This window comes from Pseudomonas sp. HR96, assembly GCF_034059295.1.
GTDB lineage: Bacteria > Pseudomonadota > Gammaproteobacteria > Pseudomonadales > Pseudomonadaceae > Aquipseudomonas.
Genome location: NZ_CP139141.1, coordinates 5,158,725 through 5,175,369, shown reverse-complemented (window position 1 = coordinate 5,175,369; position 16,645 = coordinate 5,158,725). Strand labels below are relative to the sequence as shown.

General features: G+C 63.9%; 20 protein-coding genes and 1 pseudogene. 13 read left to right on the top strand and 8 right to left on the bottom strand.

Annotated features, from left to right (window positions below; all coding sequences use genetic code 11):
• The first annotated feature begins 121 nt into the window (after positions 1-121).
• From ribE to SFA35_RS23230, 7 genes are all read left to right on the top strand, one after another.
• Positions 122-598, top strand: coding sequence for a 6,7-dimethyl-8-ribityllumazine synthase (gene ribE / locus SFA35_RS23260; RefSeq protein ID WP_320573119.1), 477 nt, complete (start codon positions 122-124; stop codon positions 596-598).
• Entirely contained in the window at positions 595-1,092 is a 498-nt protein-coding gene (nusB, locus tag SFA35_RS23255; RefSeq protein ID WP_320573116.1) for a transcription antitermination factor NusB, read from the top strand. Before ribE ends, nusB begins: the two co-directional genes overlap by 4 nt.
• A gap of 14 nt (positions 1,093-1,106) precedes the next feature.
• Positions 1,107-2,072 (top strand): thiamine-phosphate kinase, encoded by a 966-nt coding sequence (gene thiL / locus SFA35_RS23250; protein WP_320573114.1) that lies wholly within the window; start codon positions 1,107-1,109, stop codon positions 2,070-2,072.
• Complete coding sequence (locus SFA35_RS23245; RefSeq protein WP_320573112.1) at positions 2,069-2,584, top strand: phosphatidylglycerophosphatase A; 516 nt, start codon at positions 2,069-2,071, stop codon at positions 2,582-2,584. The genes thiL and SFA35_RS23245 overlap by 4 nt, the downstream gene beginning before the upstream one ends.
• Positions 2,585-2,612: 28 nt before the next feature.
• Positions 2,613-3,380, top strand: coding sequence for a transporter substrate-binding domain-containing protein (locus tag SFA35_RS23240; RefSeq protein ID WP_320573110.1), 768 nt, complete (start codon positions 2,613-2,615; stop codon positions 3,378-3,380).
• 105 nt (positions 3,381-3,485) lie between these two features.
• Positions 3,486-4,118 carry a GTP cyclohydrolase II gene (gene ribA / locus SFA35_RS23235; RefSeq protein ID WP_320573104.1) on the top strand — a complete coding sequence of 211 codons (633 nt, stop codon included), beginning with the start codon at positions 3,486-3,488 and terminating at the stop codon, positions 4,116-4,118.
• Positions 4,115-4,543 carry an MFS transporter gene (locus tag SFA35_RS23230; protein WP_320573102.1) on the top strand — a complete coding sequence of 143 codons (429 nt, stop codon included), beginning with the start codon at positions 4,115-4,117 and terminating at the stop codon, positions 4,541-4,543. The genes ribA and SFA35_RS23230 overlap by 4 nt, the downstream gene beginning before the upstream one ends.
• A gap of 78 nt (positions 4,544-4,621) precedes the next feature.
• On the opposite strand, the gene dxs is transcribed toward SFA35_RS23230, so the two are convergent.
• The 4 genes from dxs to SFA35_RS23210 form a co-directional block, all read right to left on the bottom strand.
• Positions 4,622-6,520: a 1-deoxy-D-xylulose-5-phosphate synthase gene (gene dxs / locus SFA35_RS23225; protein WP_320573100.1), complete on the bottom strand. Its 1,899-nt coding sequence runs from the start codon at positions 6,518-6,520 to the stop codon at positions 4,622-4,624.
• A gap of 69 nt (positions 6,521-6,589) precedes the next feature.
• On the bottom strand, positions 6,590-7,477 hold the full coding sequence (gene ispA / locus SFA35_RS23220; RefSeq protein ID WP_320573098.1) for a (2E,6E)-farnesyl diphosphate synthase: 888 nt from the start codon (positions 7,475-7,477) through the stop codon (positions 6,590-6,592).
• A complete protein-coding gene (locus SFA35_RS23215) occupies positions 7,474-7,728 on the bottom strand; it encodes an exodeoxyribonuclease VII small subunit (protein WP_320573096.1) in 255 nt (84 codons plus the stop codon). Before SFA35_RS23215 ends, ispA begins: the two co-directional genes overlap by 4 nt.
• A 64-nt stretch (positions 7,729-7,792) precedes the next feature.
• Positions 7,793-8,416 carry an ATPase gene (locus tag SFA35_RS23210; protein ID WP_320573094.1) on the bottom strand — a complete coding sequence of 208 codons (624 nt, stop codon included), beginning with the start codon at positions 8,414-8,416 and terminating at the stop codon, positions 7,793-7,795.
• Positions 8,417-8,615: 199 nt separating this feature from the next.
• On the opposite strand from SFA35_RS23210, the gene SFA35_RS23205 reads away from it, so the two are divergent.
• The 6 genes from SFA35_RS23205 (at position 8,616) to SFA35_RS23180 (ending at position 13,202) form a co-directional block, all read left to right on the top strand.
• Positions 8,616-9,836 (top strand): putative DNA modification/repair radical SAM protein, encoded by a 1,221-nt coding sequence (locus tag SFA35_RS23205; RefSeq protein WP_320573091.1) that lies wholly within the window; start codon positions 8,616-8,618, stop codon positions 9,834-9,836.
• Positions 9,833-10,681 (top strand): TIGR03915 family putative DNA repair protein, encoded by an 849-nt coding sequence (locus tag SFA35_RS23200; RefSeq protein ID WP_320573089.1) that lies wholly within the window; start codon positions 9,833-9,835, stop codon positions 10,679-10,681. Before SFA35_RS23205 ends, SFA35_RS23200 begins: the two co-directional genes overlap by 4 nt.
• A 19-nt stretch (positions 10,682-10,700) precedes the next feature.
• Entirely contained in the window at positions 10,701-11,249 is a 549-nt protein-coding gene (locus SFA35_RS23195) for a hypothetical protein (RefSeq protein WP_320573087.1), read from the top strand.
• 81 nt (positions 11,250-11,330) lie between these two features.
• Complete coding sequence (locus SFA35_RS23190) at positions 11,331-11,726, top strand: NUDIX domain-containing protein (protein ID WP_320573085.1); 396 nt, start codon at positions 11,331-11,333, stop codon at positions 11,724-11,726.
• Positions 11,727-11,817: 91 nt separating this feature from the next.
• Positions 11,818-12,552 carry an aspartate/glutamate racemase family protein gene (locus SFA35_RS23185; protein WP_320573083.1) on the top strand — a complete coding sequence of 245 codons (735 nt, stop codon included), beginning with the start codon at positions 11,818-11,820 and terminating at the stop codon, positions 12,550-12,552.
• Positions 12,553-12,926: 374 nt separating this feature from the next.
• Positions 12,927-13,202: a DUF3077 domain-containing protein gene (locus SFA35_RS23180; RefSeq protein WP_320573081.1), complete on the top strand. Its 276-nt coding sequence runs from the start codon at positions 12,927-12,929 to the stop codon at positions 13,200-13,202.
• A gap of 3 nt (positions 13,203-13,205) precedes the next feature.
• Here SFA35_RS23180 and SFA35_RS23175 read toward each other — a convergent pair whose 3' ends face one another.
• The 4 genes and pseudogenes from SFA35_RS23175 to SFA35_RS23160 form a co-directional block, all read right to left on the bottom strand.
• Positions 13,206-13,553, bottom strand: a complete 348-nt coding sequence (locus SFA35_RS23175) for a hypothetical protein (protein WP_320573079.1) — start codon at positions 13,551-13,553, stop codon at positions 13,206-13,208.
• Positions 13,554-13,596: 43 nt separating this feature from the next.
• The gene (locus tag SFA35_RS23170; RefSeq protein ID WP_320573077.1) at positions 13,597-14,709 is read right to left on the bottom strand and encodes a macro domain-containing protein; all 1,113 of its coding nucleotides are present in this window, start codon (positions 14,707-14,709) and stop codon (positions 13,597-13,599) included.
• Positions 14,706-15,348: pseudogene (locus SFA35_RS23165) on the bottom strand (DUF4433 domain-containing protein). The gene SFA35_RS23170 and the pseudogene SFA35_RS23165 overlap by 4 nt, the downstream one beginning before the upstream one ends.
• 440 nt (positions 15,349-15,788) lie before the next feature.
• Positions 15,789-16,526, bottom strand: a complete 738-nt coding sequence (locus tag SFA35_RS23160; protein ID WP_320573075.1) for a helix-turn-helix transcriptional regulator — start codon at positions 16,524-16,526, stop codon at positions 15,789-15,791.
• Between the last annotated feature and the right edge of the window lie 119 nt (positions 16,527-16,645).

The following is a 16,645-nucleotide window of genomic DNA, read 5'->3' as shown; positions in this document are numbered from 1 at the left end:
GTCGCCGGAACCAGCGCTGGACGCTATGGTTTTCTGACGGCCCCGCCGTGTTTTTCGTGACCCAATGACTCCCACAGGCTGCGCGACAGCGCCCTGGCTCTTTAAGACGAGACTCACCCGAATGACCCTGAAGACCATCGAAGGTACCTTCATTGCCCCCAAGGGCCGCTATGCCCTGGTGGTTGGCCGCTTCAACAGCTTCGTCGTCGAAAGCCTGGTAAGCGGTGCCGTTGATGCCCTGGTTCGCCATGGCGTGAGCGAGAACGACATCGTGATCATCCGCGCCCCGGGCGCCTTCGAAATTCCGCTGGTGGCGCAGAAGGTCGCCCAGCAAAGCGAGTACTCGGCCATCATCGCCCTGGGCGCGGTCATTCGCGGCGGCACGCCACACTTCGAATACGTCGCGGGCGAATGCACCAAGGGCCTGTCCCAGGTGTCCATGGAGTTCGGCGTTCCGGTGGCCTTCGGCGTGTTGACCGTCGACTCCATCGAGCAGGCTATCGAGCGTTCCGGCACCAAGGCCGGCAACAAGGGCGCCGAAGCAGCCCTGTCCGCCCTGGAAATGGTCAGCCTGCTCGCGCAGTTGGAGGCCAAGTGATTTCCGACGACAGCGATCGCTTCAACCCGCGTGAAGCCAAAGACCCTGAAGCCGCCAAGGGCAAGAGTGCCAAGCGCCGTGAAGCGCGCAAGCTGGCGACCCAGGCCCTGTACCAATGGCACATGGCCGGCCATTCGCTGAACGAAATCGAAGCGCAGTTTCGCGTCGACAACGACTTCAGCGACATCGACGGCGCCTATTTCCGCGAGATCCTCCACGGGGTTCCGGCCAACCGCGGCGAAATCGACGCGGCCCTGGCGCCGTGCCTGGACCTCACCCTCGAAGAGCTCGACCCGGTGGAGCTGGCGGTGTTGCGCCTGTCCACCTGGGAGCTGCTCAAGCGCGTCGACGTGCCTTACCGGGTGGTCATCAACGAAGGCATCGAGCTGGCCAAGGTGTTCGGCTCGACGGACGGCCACAAGTTCGTCAACGGCGTCCTCGACAAGCTCGCACCCAGCGTGCGTGCCGCTGAAGTCAAAGCCCACAAGCGCTGACCGGCGTCCTGCGCATGGGTGAGTTCGAGCTGATCCGCCACTACTTCGCTGGCGCGCCCTGTGCGCGTGCCGGAGGTGCGGTGGCGCTGGGCATCGGCGACGATTGTGCGCTGCTGGCGCCAACGCCCGGCCAGCAATTGGCCGTGTCCACCGATACCCTGGTCGCCGGCGGGCACTTTCCCCACGGCGCCGACCCTTTCCTGCTCGGCCAGCGCACCCTCGCGGTGGCGGCCAGCGACCTGGCGGCCATGGGCGCCGAACCGCTTGGCTTCACCCTGGCCTTGACCCTTCCCGATACCGACCCGCATTGGCTGCAAGGCTTCAGTGAAGGCCTGAACCACATGGCCGAGCACTGCCGGCTGCGCCTGATCGGCGGCGATACCACCCGTGGGACCTTGACCTTGACGGTCACGGTGTTCGGCAGCGTGCCGGCCGGCCAGGCCCTGACCCGGGCCGGCGCCCAGGTAGGTGATCTGCTGTGCGTGGGGGGCGTGCTGGGCCAGGCTGCGGGCGCGCTGCCGCTGGTGCTGGGCCAGCGTGAGGCGCCGGCGGCGATCGCCGAGCCGCTGCTGGCCCACTACTGGTCACCGTCGCCGCAGTTTGCCCTCGGCCTGGCCCTGCGCGGCCGCGCCACGGCGGCGCTGGACATCTCCGACGGCCTGCTCGCCGACTGCGGGCATATCGCGGCGGCGTCCGGCTGCGCCCTGCAAGTGGAACGATCGGCGCTGCCCCTGTCCAACGCTCTGTTGGCCCTGCTCGGTGACGACGCTGCGCGCACCGCTGCCTTGAGCGGTGGCGACGATTATGTACTGGCTTTTACCCTGCCTGCCGAGCATCTGCCGTACATTGTCGGCCAGGGCCTGGCGGTGCATGTCGTTGGCCGTGTGGTGGCCGGCAGCGGCGTGTCGGTGCTGGACGCGAACGGCCGGGACATCACCCCGGCCATTCGCGGTTATCAACATTTTCGGGAGTCACCGTGACAGACCATCCCAAGCAGGTTCCGGGCGAATTCGTGCCGCCGTCGGTGTGGCGCAATCCCTGGCATTTCCTCGCGTTCGGCTTCGGCTCCGGGACCTTGCCCAAGGCGCCGGGTACCTGGGGCTCGCTGGTGGCCATACCGTTCATTCCGTTGTGGCAGATGCTGCCCGACTGGGGCTACTGGTTGATGCTGGGGGTGACCATGCTGTTCGGCTTCTGGCTGTGCGGCAAGGTGGCCACCGACCTGCGTGTGCACGACCATGAAGGCATCGTCTGGGACGAGATGGTCGGCATGTGGATCACCCTGTGGCTGGTGCCCACTGGCTGGTACTGGATCGCCGCCGGTTTCCTGATGTTTCGTTTCTTCGATATTCTCAAGCCGTGGCCGATCCGCTGGATTGACCGGCACGTGCACGGTGGTGTGGGGATCATGCTCGACGACGTGCTGGCCGGGGTCTTCGCCTGGTTTGGCATGCAATTGCTGGTGTGGCTGGTACACACCTGGTGGGGCTGAGCGAGCGGTTCGACCTAGGGAGTGGGTAATGGCGCGATGGTTGAGGTGGTTGTGCATCGTTCTGCTGGCCAGCACTGCGGCCCGGGCCGATGATCGTTTCGCGCCGCCGGCGCAGATCAACCTGGCCAGCGACCAGTGGCTGGAGTACACCAACGCCGATGGCACCGGGCTGGGCTGGGACCTGCTGCGCAAGGTATTCGAGCCGGCCGGGGTCAGTGTGCGCTTTCGCATCGTGCCGTATTCGCGCTCGGTCGGGCTGGTGCAGCGCGGCGAGGCGGACGCCTGGGTCGGCTCCTACAAGGACGAGGCGCAGGCCCTGTACCCGCGCTGGAACTACGACACCGATCACATCTATGCGCTGGGCCTGATCGGCCACCCGCGCCCCAGCGTCGCCACCATCGGCAGCCAGCGCCTGACCTGGGTGCGCGGCTATGACTTCCAGAAGTACCTGCCCAACGTCCAGCACTTCAACGAAGTGCAGCGGCGCAGCGGCATCCTGGCGATGCTGCAGCATGACCGCGCCGACTATTACATCGACTCGCTGAACGAGATCAACTTCATCCTCAAGGCCGCTGCCGACCCGGGCATCTATCACACCACGCCGCTGGTCGATCTGCCCATGTACCTGGGCTTTGCCGACAACCCGCGTGGGCGCGCTTTGCTGCGCCTGTACGACCAGCGCATGGACGAGCTGGTCGCCAACGGCCAGCTGCGGGAAATATTCCAGCGCTGGAAGCAGCCGTACCCGTTCGACAGCGGCAAGCCGAGCAGCACGCCATTGATTAACATCCCGTAATCAATTTCATCGATCTATATGTTCGCTAATTCGGAATAAGCGTCTATAGCCAGCTCGGGTACAATGCCGGTCCTTACCGAGACTCTTATTGATCAGGAGCACAAAGTGCCCGTCGTTTTTGTCGCTGCCTCCAAACTGCCCACTCCGTTCGCGGAGTTCACCATGCACGGTTTCCTCGATGAGGCCACCGGCCGCGAGCACGTCGTGCTGAGCCTGGGCGACGTCGCCGACGGCCAGCCGGTGCTGGGCCGTCTGCACTCCGAGTGCCTGACCGGCGATGCGTTGTTCAGCCAGCGCTGTGATTGCGGCTCGCAACTGGAAGCGGCCCTGCGCGCCATTGCCGAAGCCGGCCGTGGCGTGCTGCTGTACCTGCGTCAGGAGGGCCGTGGCATCGGCCTGCTGAACAAGATCCGCGCCTACGAGTTGCAGGATGGCGGCGCCGACACCGTCGAAGCCAATGAGCGCCTGGGCTTCGCCGCCGACCAACGCGACTACGGCATGTGCCAGCCGATGCTCGAGCACCTGGGCGTCAAGGCACTGCGCCTTATGACCAACAACCCGCGCAAGGTCAAGGCGCTGGCGGGCATGGACATCACCGTGACCGAGCGGGTGCCGCTGCACACCGGCCACAACCCGCACAACAAGCATTACCTGGCGACCAAGGCCGGCAAGCTCGGGCACATGATGGGCAACGAGCACCAGGGCGAAATCGTCCTCACGCGGATCGACCGCGGGTGACTCGGGCGCAGGTCAAGGCCCGCCTGGCCAGTGCCTGGTGGCAACAGCTGGGGCTGACCCTGGCGCCGTTGTTCGTGATGAGTTGGGCATTTGGCCAGATGGAACCGGTGATGCCGGTGCTGGCCTTGCCGCTGTTCATGGCCGGCATCGCTGGAGTCTTCCTCAGCGTGCCGCGCCTGGGCCTGTTCCGCCGCGCCCTGCACGCCACCGAGAATGCCCTCGGCACGCCCAACGAGCCGGCTGCCTGGGTAGGGCTGGCGCGAATCAGAAGGTTTGGTTTCCTGCTGGCCGGCATCCCGGCCTGGGTCGCGGCGCTGGATGTAGCCTTTGGCCTGGAGCCGTTGCCGCAGTGCATCCTGGCGGTGATGAGCGTGGGGCTGCTGTGCCTTTACCGGATACCGGGGAAGATGGGCACCAGCGTTTGAATAGCGGCCTGACGGCCTGCCACATTCAACCTGGGAGGGGGCAGAGCCCCCGAGAGGCCGCCAGGCCAGTCTGGCTTTTCAACCTCGCAACAAAGCCAGCCGCCGCAATACCGCCGCTTCGATTCCCGCCGCATCCAGCCCGCACTCGGCCAGCATCTGCGCCGGCTTGGCGTGTTCTACATAGATGTCCGGCAAGCCCAGGTGCAGCACCGGCTTGAGCAGGTTTTCGCGGGCCAGGAACTCGCTGACGGCAGCGCCCGCACCGCCCATGATGGCGTTTTCTTCGACGGTTACCAGCAGCTCGTGGCTGCCGGCGATCTCGCGCACCAGCGCTTCATCGAGCGGCTTGACGAAGCGCATGTCGACCACCGTGGCGTCGAGCTTCTCGGCCACTTTGAGGGCTTCGGACAGCTGCACGCCGAACACCAGCAGGGCGGTCTTGCTGCCCTGGCGACGGAGCACGCCCTTGCCGATCTCGATCGGCTCCAGGCTGTCCTCGATCAGGGCATTGGGCCCCGTGCCACGGGGATAGCGCACGGCCGCAGGGCCGGGAAAATGGTGACCGGTGCTGAGCATGCGGCGCAGTTCGTTTTCGTCGCTTGGCGTCATCACCAGCATGCCGGGAATGCAGCGCAGGTAGGACAGGTCGAAGCTGCCGGCGTGGGTCGGGCCGTCTTCACCCACCAGGCCGGCGCGGTCGATGGCGAACAGCACGTCGAGGTTCTGCACCGCCACGTCATGAATCAGCTGGTCGTAGCCGCGTTGCAGAAAGGTCGAGTAGATCGCTACCACCGGCTTGGCGCCTTCACAGGCCATGCCTGCGGCCAGGGTCACGGCGTGCTGCTCGGCGATCGCCACGTCGAAGTAGCGCTCGGGGAAACGTTCGCTGAAAGCTACCAGGTCCGAGCCTTCCTTCATGGCAGGGGTGATGCCCACCAGGCGCGAGTCGGCCTCGGCCATGTCGCACAGCCACTGGCCGAACACCGCCGAGTACTTCGGGCCGCCGACTTTCTTCGGCGCAGCGGCCGGGGCATCGAGCGGTTCCAGCTTGGTGATGGCGTGGTAGCCAATCGGGTCGACCTCGGCGGGCTCGAAACCTTTGCCCTTCTTGGTCACCACGTGCAGGAACTGCGGGCCCTTGAGGTCACGCATGTTGCGCAGGGTGGCGACCAGGGTCGGCAGGTCGTGACCGTCGATCGGGCCGATGTAGTTCCAGCCCAGTTCCTCGAACAGCGTGCCGGGCACCAGCATGCCCTTGGCGTACTCCTCGGTGCGCCGGGCGATTTCCCAGGCGCCGGGCAGGCGCGACAGCACTTTCTTGCTGCCTTCGCGCATGCTCGCGTAGGTGCGGCTGGAAAGGATCTTGGCCAGATAGTTGGACAGCCCGCCGACGTTGCGGGAAATCGACATGTCGTTGTCGTTGAGGATCACCAGCATGTCGGCGTTGACTTCCGGCGCGTGGTTCAACGCCTCGAACGCCATGCCGGCGGTGAGCGCGCCGTCGCCGATCACGGCAATCGACTTGCGCCCGCTGTTCTGCAGGCGTGCGGCGATGGCCATGCCCAGGGCGGCGCTGATCGAAGTGCTGGAATGACCGACGCCGAAGGTGTCGTACTCGCTCTCGGCGCGGCGCGGGAAGGCCGCCACCCCGTCCTTCTGGCGCAAGGTTTCCATGCGCGCGCGCCGGCCGGTGAGGATCTTGTGCGGATACGCCTGATGGCCCACGTCCCACACCAGGCGATCGTCGGGTGTGTCGAAGACATAGTGCAGGGCAATGGTCAATTCGATCACGCCGAGCCCGGCACCGAAGTGCCCGCCGGTCTGGCCGACTGTATAGAGCAGCTCCTGGCGCAACTCGTCGGCCAGCGGCTCGAGCTCCGCCTCGCCCAGCCGACGCAGGCCGGCAGGGGTATCGGCGCTGTCGAGCAGGGGCGTCAGCGGGCGTTCGCGGGGAATCTCATGAAACGTCGTGGGCATCAGGCGAATCGTTATAAATTATGAGGACGCGGCAGTTTACATCATGCAACGTCACTCGGGCAGGTCGAATCAGCTGCGCCTCTCGACGATGAAACGCGCCAGCTCGCGCAGTGGTTCGGCGGCTGCGTCGAAAGGTCGCAAGGCGTGCAGGGCTTGATCGCGCAATTCCAGGGCATAGGCCTTGGCGGCTTCCAGGCCCAGCAGCGCGGGGTAGGTCGGTTTGTCGCGAGCGATGTCGGCGCCCTGACGCTTGCCCAGGGTGGCGGTGTCGCTTTCGACGTCAAGAATATCGTCCTGCACCTGGAATGCCAGACCGACGGCCTGCGCGTAGGTCTGCAAGGATTTGAGTTCGTCCTTCTCGGCGTGGCCGCTGGCCAGGGCGCCCAGGCGCACGCTGGCTTCGATCAGCGCGCCGGTCTTGTGCCGATGCATGCGCTCCAGCGCCTGCTGGTCGAGCTTGCGGCCTACCGACTCGAGGTCGATGGCCTGGCCGCCGACCATGCCCGCCGGCCCGGCGGCGCTGGCCAGGGTCTGCACCATGCCGAGCAATACCTGGGGCTCCTGCGGGCTCAGGCGCGGATCGACCAGGGCGCTGAACGCCAGGCTCTGCAGGCCATCGCCGGCGAGAATGGCGCAGGCTTCGTCGAACGCCTTGTGGGTGGTCGGCTGGCCGCGGCGCAAGTCGTCGTCATCCATGGCCGGCAAGTCGTCGTGCACCAGCGAGTAGGCGTGAATCAGCTCCACGGCGCAGGCAGCGCCGTTCGCCTTGTCGGCCGAGATGCCCAGTGCCTCGCAGGCCGCGTAGACCAGCAGCGGGCGCACCCGCTTGCCACCGTTCATCACGCTGTAACGCATGGCCTGATAGAGACGCGCCAGCTCCGGGGAGGGCGCATTGAGCAGGCTGTCGAGCGCGGCATCGACGCGCTTCTGGCAGGTGGCCTGGTAGGCTGCGATCATTCGGGTCGTTCCATCTCGATGTCGCCCTCGAAGGGCTCTTCGGCCAGTTCACCGTCACGTTCCAGCAGCACCTGCACCTTCTGTTCGGCCTGGGCCAGCGCGCTTTGGCAGTCACGGGTCAGGCGGATGCCCTGCTCGAAGGCGGTCAGCGAATCTTCCAGTGACAGTTCACCATTCTCCAGACGCTCCACCAGCGTTTGCAGGTCGGCGAGCGACTGCTCGAAATCCAGGGAAGCTTTTTTCCGGGCCATGGTGGCTATTCTCGACAGGAGTTGAAACCGCGCGACACTAGCAGAGCCAGGCCAGCGGGGCAAATCAGGCTGGTTCGTGGCTGCTGTGGGGAGCGGCTATCAATTTGCCCAGGGCACTGTCGAACTGGCGCAGGGCGTTTTCCTGCACGGCCTTCTGTTGCGTGATGTCGTCGGCGACCTGGCTGATGCGCCGGGTCGGCAGCCAGAGGGTCGACAGCGAGCGGGCGTCGCTGCCTTCGGCCTTGCCGATATAGTTGAAGTGGGCGTCGTAGAACTCGGCGCGTATGCTCGCCGTGACATCGGCGCTGCGCTCGCTGACCAGGTGGCTGCGGGTGTCGAGCATGACGATCACGTCCGGCCGGGCGGCCTTCAGGGTGTCGAGGCTGTCGTAGAATTTGACCGTGGCGAAATAGCGGCTCAGCGAGGCGGCCAGCCAGTTCACCGCCAGGCGCGGGTCCGAGCTGTCGGCGTAGGCCTGCTGGATGGTCGGGTCGAGCACCTGGCTGCCGACGCCGCGCTGCGCGGCGGTGTGGTAGGCCTTGAGGTACGCCAGGTTCATCTGCGTGTCTTCGGTGAAGATCACGCCCACGGTCTGCGAGTGCTTGAACAGGGGCGCCGCCCAGGCGCCGCCCGAGGCCAGGGCCAGGGTGAAGAACCAGGTCAGCAAGGTGGGGATGGCGTATTTCATGTCTCTGCTCCGTGAGCGGTGTGGCATGGGTTCATCCTGAACGGGAAGGGCGCAATGCAGAACTTGAACGTCTCGATGGTGGATATCGCCGGCATTGATGGCGACTGTCAGCATTGGAGCAACATCATCCGACCACCGGCCTTGAGAATACCGCTGCATCTCTATACTGTACAAAAAAACAGTGTAACCGAGCGCCTCCATGCAGCTGATCGAAAAGTTGAGCATCCTCGCCGACGCCGCCAAGTACGACGCTTCCTGCGCCAGCAGCGGCGCGCCCAAGCGCAGCTCCCAGGGCCAGCAAGGCATCGGCTCGACCAATGGCATGGGCATCTGCCACAGCTATACCCCGGACGGGCGCTGTGTCTCTCTGCTCAAGGTGCTGCTCACCAACTTCTGCCTGTATGACTGCCAGTACTGCGTCAACCGTCGCTCCAGCGACGTGCCGCGCGCCCGCTTCAGCCCTGAAGAAGTGGTGCGCCTGACCCTGGACTTCTACCGGCGCAATTGCGTCAGTGGCCTGTTTCTCAGCTCCGGCATCATCCGCTCGGCCGACTACACCATGGAGCAGCTCAACCGGGTGGCGCGCCTGCTGCGCGAGGAACACCAGTTTCGCGGCTACATTCACCTCAAGACCATTCCCGAGGCCGACCCGCTGCTGATCGAGGAGGCCGGGCGCTACGCCGATCGCCTGAGTGTCAATATCGAGTTGCCGACCGACCTGAGCCTGCAGACCCTGGCCCCGGAAAAGAACGTCAAATCGATCAAGCAGGCCATGCAGACCATCTATACCGGCCAGCGCACCGTCGAGAACGAACCGCGCGCGCCGCGCTTCACGCCGGCCGGGCAAAGCACGCAGATGATCGTCGGCGCCGACGCCACCGACGACAGCGTCATCCTCCACAGCGCCCAGTCGCTGTACGGCGATTTCAAGCTCAAGCGTGTCTATTATTCAGCGTTCAGCCCTATCCCCGACAGCCCCAAAAGCGTGCCGCTCGCGGCGCCCCCGCTGATGCGCGAACACCGGCTGTACCAGGCCGATTTCCTTTTGCGCAGCTACGGTTACAGCGCCGGCGAGCTGCTAGATGGCCCTGGCAACCTCGCGCTGGACATCGACCCCAAATTGGCCTGGGCACTGGACAACCGCGACGTCTTCCCGCTGGACCTCAACCGCGCCGAGCCGGCACTGATCGCGCGCATCCCCGGCATCGGCATTCGCACCACCAAGCGTCTGGTCGAGTTGCGCCGCGAGCGGCGCATCCGTTTCGACGACCTGACGCGCCTGCGCTGCGTGCTGGCCAAGGCCAAGCCGTTCTTCATCACCAGCGACTACCACCCGCACCAGGCCGAAACCACCAGCGTGCTGCTGCGCGAACAGCTGCGCGAGCGCCCGCAACCTCAGCAGTTGGGGTTGTGGGGATGATCTGCCTGGACTGCGACGAGCTGTTCGCCACCTGGCGCCAGCAGGCACGCTGGCTGCTCAGCCATCAGGTCGACCCTAGCAGGGTGAGTTGGAGCGGGCTGCGCTCGACGGACCTGTTTGGCAGCGACGAGCAGCTCCCCGAGCAGCTCGGGCCATTCCAGGCGCGCATTCCGGCGCAACTGGTCGAGCTGCTCGAACAAGCTGGGCGCTATCTGGTCGCCGAGCAAAGCGGCGAACAGCGCTGGAGCCTGCTGTACGAGGTGCTCTGGCGGGTCTGCCACGGCGACCGGACCGCCATGCTGGCCGGCGACCGGCTGGGCAGTGAGTTGCATCGGCGCATCAAGCAGGTCAGCCGCGAAGCCCATCACCTGCACGCCTTTTTGCGGTTCGTGGCGTTGCCAGGGGCGTCAGCGGCGCTCAACCAGCCGGAGTTCGTCGCCTGGCATGAGCCGGCCCACGACATCCTCGCCAGCGCCAGCCGCCATTTCATCGGCCGCATGGGGCAGCACCGCTGGCTGATCGCCACGCCGCGCGACGGCGTCTACTATGATGGCGAGCAACTGATCCACGAGCGTCGCTGCCCGCTCGAGTGGCAGCAGATGGCCCAAGGCGTGGACGACCCCCATGGCGACTTGTGGCTGGCCTACTACAGTCATATCTTCAACCCGGCGCGGCTCAATCCCAAGGTGATGCAGGGGCATCTGCCGGCCCGCTTCTGGAAGAACCTGCCGGAAGGGCCGTTGATTCCGGCGCTGATCACCCAGGCGCGGACCGGCAAGCAGCGTGATGGCCAGGCCAGCGAGGTCGCGGCCATGCGCGGCAAGCGGATCAAGGCCAGCCGGTAGCCGCGCTCAAGGAGTGTTCATGACCACCTTGCTCGACGTACAACTGGCACGCCTGCTGTTCCCCCTGATGGTCGAGATTGCCGGCGGCAAGACTCCGCGTTCCACCCAGCAATTCCTGCACCTGGCGCAGACCCGCTATCTGGACGACCGTCGAGTCGGGCAACTGATCCCCTTGCGCCTGGGCCGCGTGCTGGCGGTCATTCGCCTGTTCACCGAGCGCAATGGCTTGCCCGACCTGACTCGCACGGTACTGGCGCCGCGTCAGCAGCAAGCGGCCCTCCTCGAACATCAGGGTGGCGATTGCTTCGGGTTCGACTGGGCCGAGTTCACCACCGACTTCAACCTGTACGGCGCAGCGGCCGAGCGGGCGCTGACCCCCAGGCACCGGCTCAGCCGCGAGACCGCGACCCGGTTGATGTCCGAGTATTACTTCGAGCACCGCGAGGAATATGCCCAGGTCATGCGCCAGTTGCGCGAGGTGGTGATCGACAATCTGGTCAACGGCATGGGAGTGGCGCAAGCGTTCGAGGTGGAGCGGCGGCTGTATGACCAGCCGGCGATCCTCTAGCGAATGCGGCGCCCGCCGCCAGGCCAGCGCACCAGGCCAAGGCCGTAGCCAGTGGCAGGGCGCGCCGCTATCCTTGCGCCCATGAACAAGCTCATCACCATCGCCGCCGCCCTGCTTCTCGATGCCCAAGGCCGTACTCTGCTGGTGCGCAAGCGCGGCACTGCGTTCTTCATGCAACCCGGTGGCAAGATCGATGCGGGTGAACAACCGGTGCAGGCGCTTATCCGCGAGTTGCGAGAGGAGCTAGGCCTGCAGATCGCGCCCGAGCAGGCGCAGTATCTGGGCAGCCGTACCGCCGAAGCGGCCAACGAGCCGGGCCATGAAGTGCACTGCGCACTGTTTCGGGTCACCACGACGGCCCAGGTGCAGGCCGCGGCCGAGATCGAACAGGCGTTGTGGGTCGACAACCGCACCAGCGCCGCACTGCAACTGGCGCCGCTGACACGGGACTGGGTGCTGCCTGCTTTCTTCAACTGAGCAAGGCCGCGCGAAGCTGCGGCGGCTTTTGCAAGCTCTGGTGCGGCTCTTGCAGAACAGTGATCTCTAGGGAGCCAGCCAAGGTCACTGCATGCGTATTCTGGTCGTCAACGTCAACACTACCGAATCCATTACCGCCAGCATCGCCGAGCAAGCGCGCAGCGTTGCCGCCCCGGGTACCGAAATCATCGGCTTGACCCCGCGTTTCGGCGCCGAATCGGTGGAGGGCAATTTCGAAAGCTATCTGGCCGCCCTCGGCGTGATGGACTGCGTGATGGCCTACGACAGACCTTTCGACGCGGTGATCCAGGCCGGCTACGGCGAGCACGGTCGTGAAGGCCTGCAGGAGCTGCTCGAGGTGCCCGTGGTCGACATCACCGAAGCCGCCGCCAGCCTGGCCATGCTGCTGGGCCATGCCTACTCGGTGGTCACCACCCTGGACCGCACCGTGCCCCTGATCGAAGATCGCCTGCGCCTGGCCGGCCTGTTCCAGCGCTGCGCCTCGGTGCGCGCCAGCGGCCTGGCCGTGCTGGAGCTCGAAGCCGACCCCGCCCGCGCCGTGCAAGCCATCGTCACCCAGGCCGACATCGCCGTGCGCGACGACAAGGCCGAAGTGATCTGCCTGGGCTGCGGCGGCATGGCCGGGCTGGACCAGCTGATTCGCGAGCGCACCGGGGTGCCGGTGGTGGATGGGGTGACGGCGGCAGTGACCCTGGCCGAGTCCCTGGTGCGACTCGGCTTGCGCACCTCCAAGGTGCGCACCTACGCCAAGCCCAGAGAGAAGAGGGTGACGGGGTGGCCGTTTGCATTTGGGCGGGTGAGGTAAGCGGATGGAAGGCTCTGCTGAGTGGGCTAATGCTTTTATGGCGCCGGTGCAGTACGCGCCCAATGACGGCTAGCTGCGGTTGCCAATTTGTAACGATAGCTCATCCTGCCTTGCCGCCGCGCGGCCCTGAGGCTACCCTCAGCGCGCCGTTAACTGTAGCGGCTCGGACTTGGCGGTCCGAACAACAGATGCACCTGCGCTGGATGTCTCCGTGCCCCTTTTGAAGGGGTGCGGCGCTCTGTTATGGCGGGTTGCGCAGGGACTTCCCACGAAGTGCCGGTTTCTGTTGCCGGTCCGCCAACCTTGCGTAATCCGTCACCCTGTTCTGCTTGGCGGCAGGCAGCGGTGAATCGCCACCCAACAGGAACTTCATCATGCACACGTCGCTCCCTCCTTGTACGCCCGGACGCACCTCATTCAGCCCCTGCGGTCCGTTGGCCATGCCCCTTTTACGGGTCAATCCCGACGTCCCTTGCAGGGATGCGCTGGCACATGTTGCGAATCTGCAGCGGATTGCTACGCAGCTGATGACCGAATCGGCGATGGGTGATGGTGAGGCCTGTCTGGCCTGGGCCGCTGTCTATCTGGGAGAGATGGCACAAGCCATCGTAGAGGATCTGTCTACTCCGCCGTCGCAGAATAGCGATTGACGCCTACTTCCTCACGTAGCTCTTGGCCCCGCCCGGAGTCAGGCAATAGACGCCACCGCGCGGGCCGGTACAGAACCTGTTGGCGCTGCATCCACACTCGCTCGCAGCTGGCGTAGGCTGCGGCCGGGGTAGTGTGCTCTGACTATCCACCACGGCAGACCGACCCGTGTAGGCGGGACAGCTGCGTTTCGACTGGCTGATAGAGCCATCGTTGCAGAGAAACAGCTCCCCATCACACCTTGCGACACCGCCTTTATGGCCTGAACAGGGGGTATTGGCGGCGAGGGAAGTCTGGGAGAGCAGGGCGACGAGCAAGAGCGCAGGCAATAGGGCAGTTGCCGATCCAGGCATTTCGAGAATCCTTTCGAAAGGGTTGTCGCATGCTAGCAGGCTGCTATTGTTCAGGCGACTGGGTGCCGTTGGGCTCAGTGGCGCATGATGACGATCCAATGGAAGTCAGTCGGTTGATCGCTATTTCAGGGGCCTGATCGTCAAATAATCTGCTTTTGCGAGCCGCAGACTCGACTCCTCCATCCCAATGTCGCAGCGACTCCCGCACTGCAGCTACTGAGGGAGAAACTCCTCTACGGCTCATCAGCCAGTCCACGGTTGCCAACAGCTCCATGCCGAAGGGGGATTCGAAACCATCGATCAGCTGGACAGTGTGCTCGAGCGCTTGTGAATACTCTTTCGCTTCAGTACTTAGGTAAGTTTGCAGAAAAAACCTGCGTTCTTCGTCAAACCAGATCACGTCACTGATTCCAGCATCACTGATACGTTTGTCGCAATGTAGATAGCTACCGTCAAGGGCGTTGAGCAGGTGCTCCAGTCGGTTGGCATACGGACCATATTTGTGTGCGACAAACTTAAGATTCAGAGGGTTCTGGATGCCCGGTAGTTTTTCTATCGCGCGTTCGAGGAACCACGCCAACTTTTGGATTTCAAGCAGGCTGCACTCCATACCCAAGACCCAATAGCGCCGAACCAGTTCGGCGATAAGCGCGCGGGCGGGAGTGAGCTTTTCCACCCCGCTGCGTTTGGCGACATTCAGATACTGCCTGGACGGCTCGAACACTAGGACATCCACATCCAGTTCGCCCAGCACAGCTACAATCTGTTCGCGGACATCAGCCCATTTCAGACCACCGTTGCCCGCCCCCAGGGGAGGGACTGCCACAGACTTCACTTCATTCTCGATCAGGAATCGGCGCAGATCATGCAGGCCTTCCGTTATCCAAGCCATTTCCGAGGCCGATCGCCAGTGACGTTTTGTCGGGAAATTGACGATCCAGCGAGGTCCGTCCAGTTCGTTGACCGCCGTCACGTACATCTTGCCAGTCATGACTTCACCCGCCTTGCGCGCAGCCGAGTACAAGCGGTAATTGTCCGCGAAGCGCTCTTTAAACATTAATGCGATACCTTTACCCATAACACCAACGGTATTCACCGTATTGACGAGGGCGTCGGTCTTGGCTTCCAGTAGGTTGCCCTGGGTGAATCGAATCATTGGAAGTACCATTCTGGACGGGCGTGAACGGGCAATACCAAAGATTGAGCTGCTACATCCTGCTCTATATGTCTCTTCATCGCATCCGTGTAGCACACAATGCCAAGCAGCCCTGTAATCGGTAGGTGACGGTAAATCAAAGCTTCTGCCTGATAACGTTCCATCTTGCGCGGGTCATCAGGGTCACGCTTGAAGTCGCGCCTTTGTAAATTGGCCAATCGATCTCGTCCAGATCAGCCAAATCACTGTAATAGTTAGTCCAGCTTGGATAGGCATGAGCGTTTGTGAAGATGAAAGGTATGCCGAACTGTTCGACGTGGTAAAGGCTTGAGACCAGAATCACGATCTCATCATTGCCGCGCTGCTGAACACTCCAACCCGACAGAATATTTTTCATCATTACAGAGAAGGGGGTGAAATAGAAGGGTATGTAGTCGGCCAGTACCCCGCCCGGTGGGATTGGCACGTGCCTAAATCTACGCTTTTCGATCAGGTCGGCATTACCGATGTTCACGTATTGAGGGGATTGCATATTAGAGTTTGCGCAGTGAAGACCGTACCCAGGATCCAAGGCAGGGTATCCCGATGGACAATGCGCCAAATCAGAGCTTTCCTGGGGTTCAGTCTGCGATAGATCATTTACGGCATATTCCCGGATTCCACGGCAAGACGTACCTTAACATCTACCCCTTGATTTTTTCCGTGCAGAGTCTGCCCGTCCCGAAAAATCGGAACAAGGATCGTGGCAAAGTCTTTCTATGCGACCACATCAGAGGTAAAGCATCAGCCGATTGGCCCTGCTGTCCCGACCGTGACGGCGGCAACTGAAACGAGACCAGCTTTGAAGAATCCATTAAAAAGCCGGCTTGTGGCCGGCTTCTCGCGGACGGTCTCGATCTGTTTTTGACAAACCTCGACCGCCATCAACTGTAGTGCCGGCCGAAGCCAGCCAGGGCCTGGGTCGCGCGTAGCGGCCCGGCCTGGGACCCGCCCGCGCTGCAAGTGCGCGGGGTGCCCGAAAGGTGCGCGAATCATACCCACATTCCCCGGGCCTGCCCACCCCACGACCGCGCTTGCTTTTACCCGGAGCGGGGCCGCTGCGCGCTCAGGCTGGCGTGCCAGAACATCCAGCCAAGCACGCGGATGTCCTGTGGGCCGCTTTCGCGGGCGCTGAGAATGCGGTCGGGGTATTCGATGAAATTGTGGCAACGCATGCGCAGGCCGCCATTGGGTTGGCGATAGAGGTAGCGGACGTGCAAGGCGCCTTCGTGGATCAGCGCGTACGGCTGGCCGTCGACAATGTGGGTGAGGCTGCTGTCGATGACCAGCGGGGCCCGGGCGGGCAGGCGGTCGATCATGCTGGTGTCTGGCATGAGCAGGGCGATGCTGTCGTCCGGGCGCACGCCGACGCTCTCGAAAGCCTGGCGCGGCAGGCGCAGCTGGGCGTCCTGCAATGGCAGCAGATGTTCGCCGGACAGCGCGTGGAAGCTCACCAGACAGTCATCGGCGCGGCTGATGGCCTTGACCAGGGCTTCGTTCTGGCTGATGCCCTGGCGGCGGACAAAGGCCAGCGATGCGGGCTCGAAGGGCGCGCTGGGGTCGGGGGCGTTGGGGTATTTCGGACCCTTGCCGGTTCTCAGCCAGTAGGCGCGCACGCTGAGCAGCGTGGCGATCTCGTCGAGCCGGGCGGCCGGGACGCCACGGGTGAACCAGTTGTAGATATGCTGCGGCGTCAGGTTGCGATGGGCGGCGAAGTCTGCAGGGCGCAGGTCGCATTCGAAGAGCAGGTGTTTGAGTCGATCGCCGGAGGTATTCATGGCGAGGAATTCTACGACCCCGAGGTGGTGGATTAAATAAACAAAGTGTGTGGGTTTGTCCGTTGGATGTAGGGCGTTTCCTACCCAATGCTCTAGGCCAGAGTGCAGCGGGCACAAAA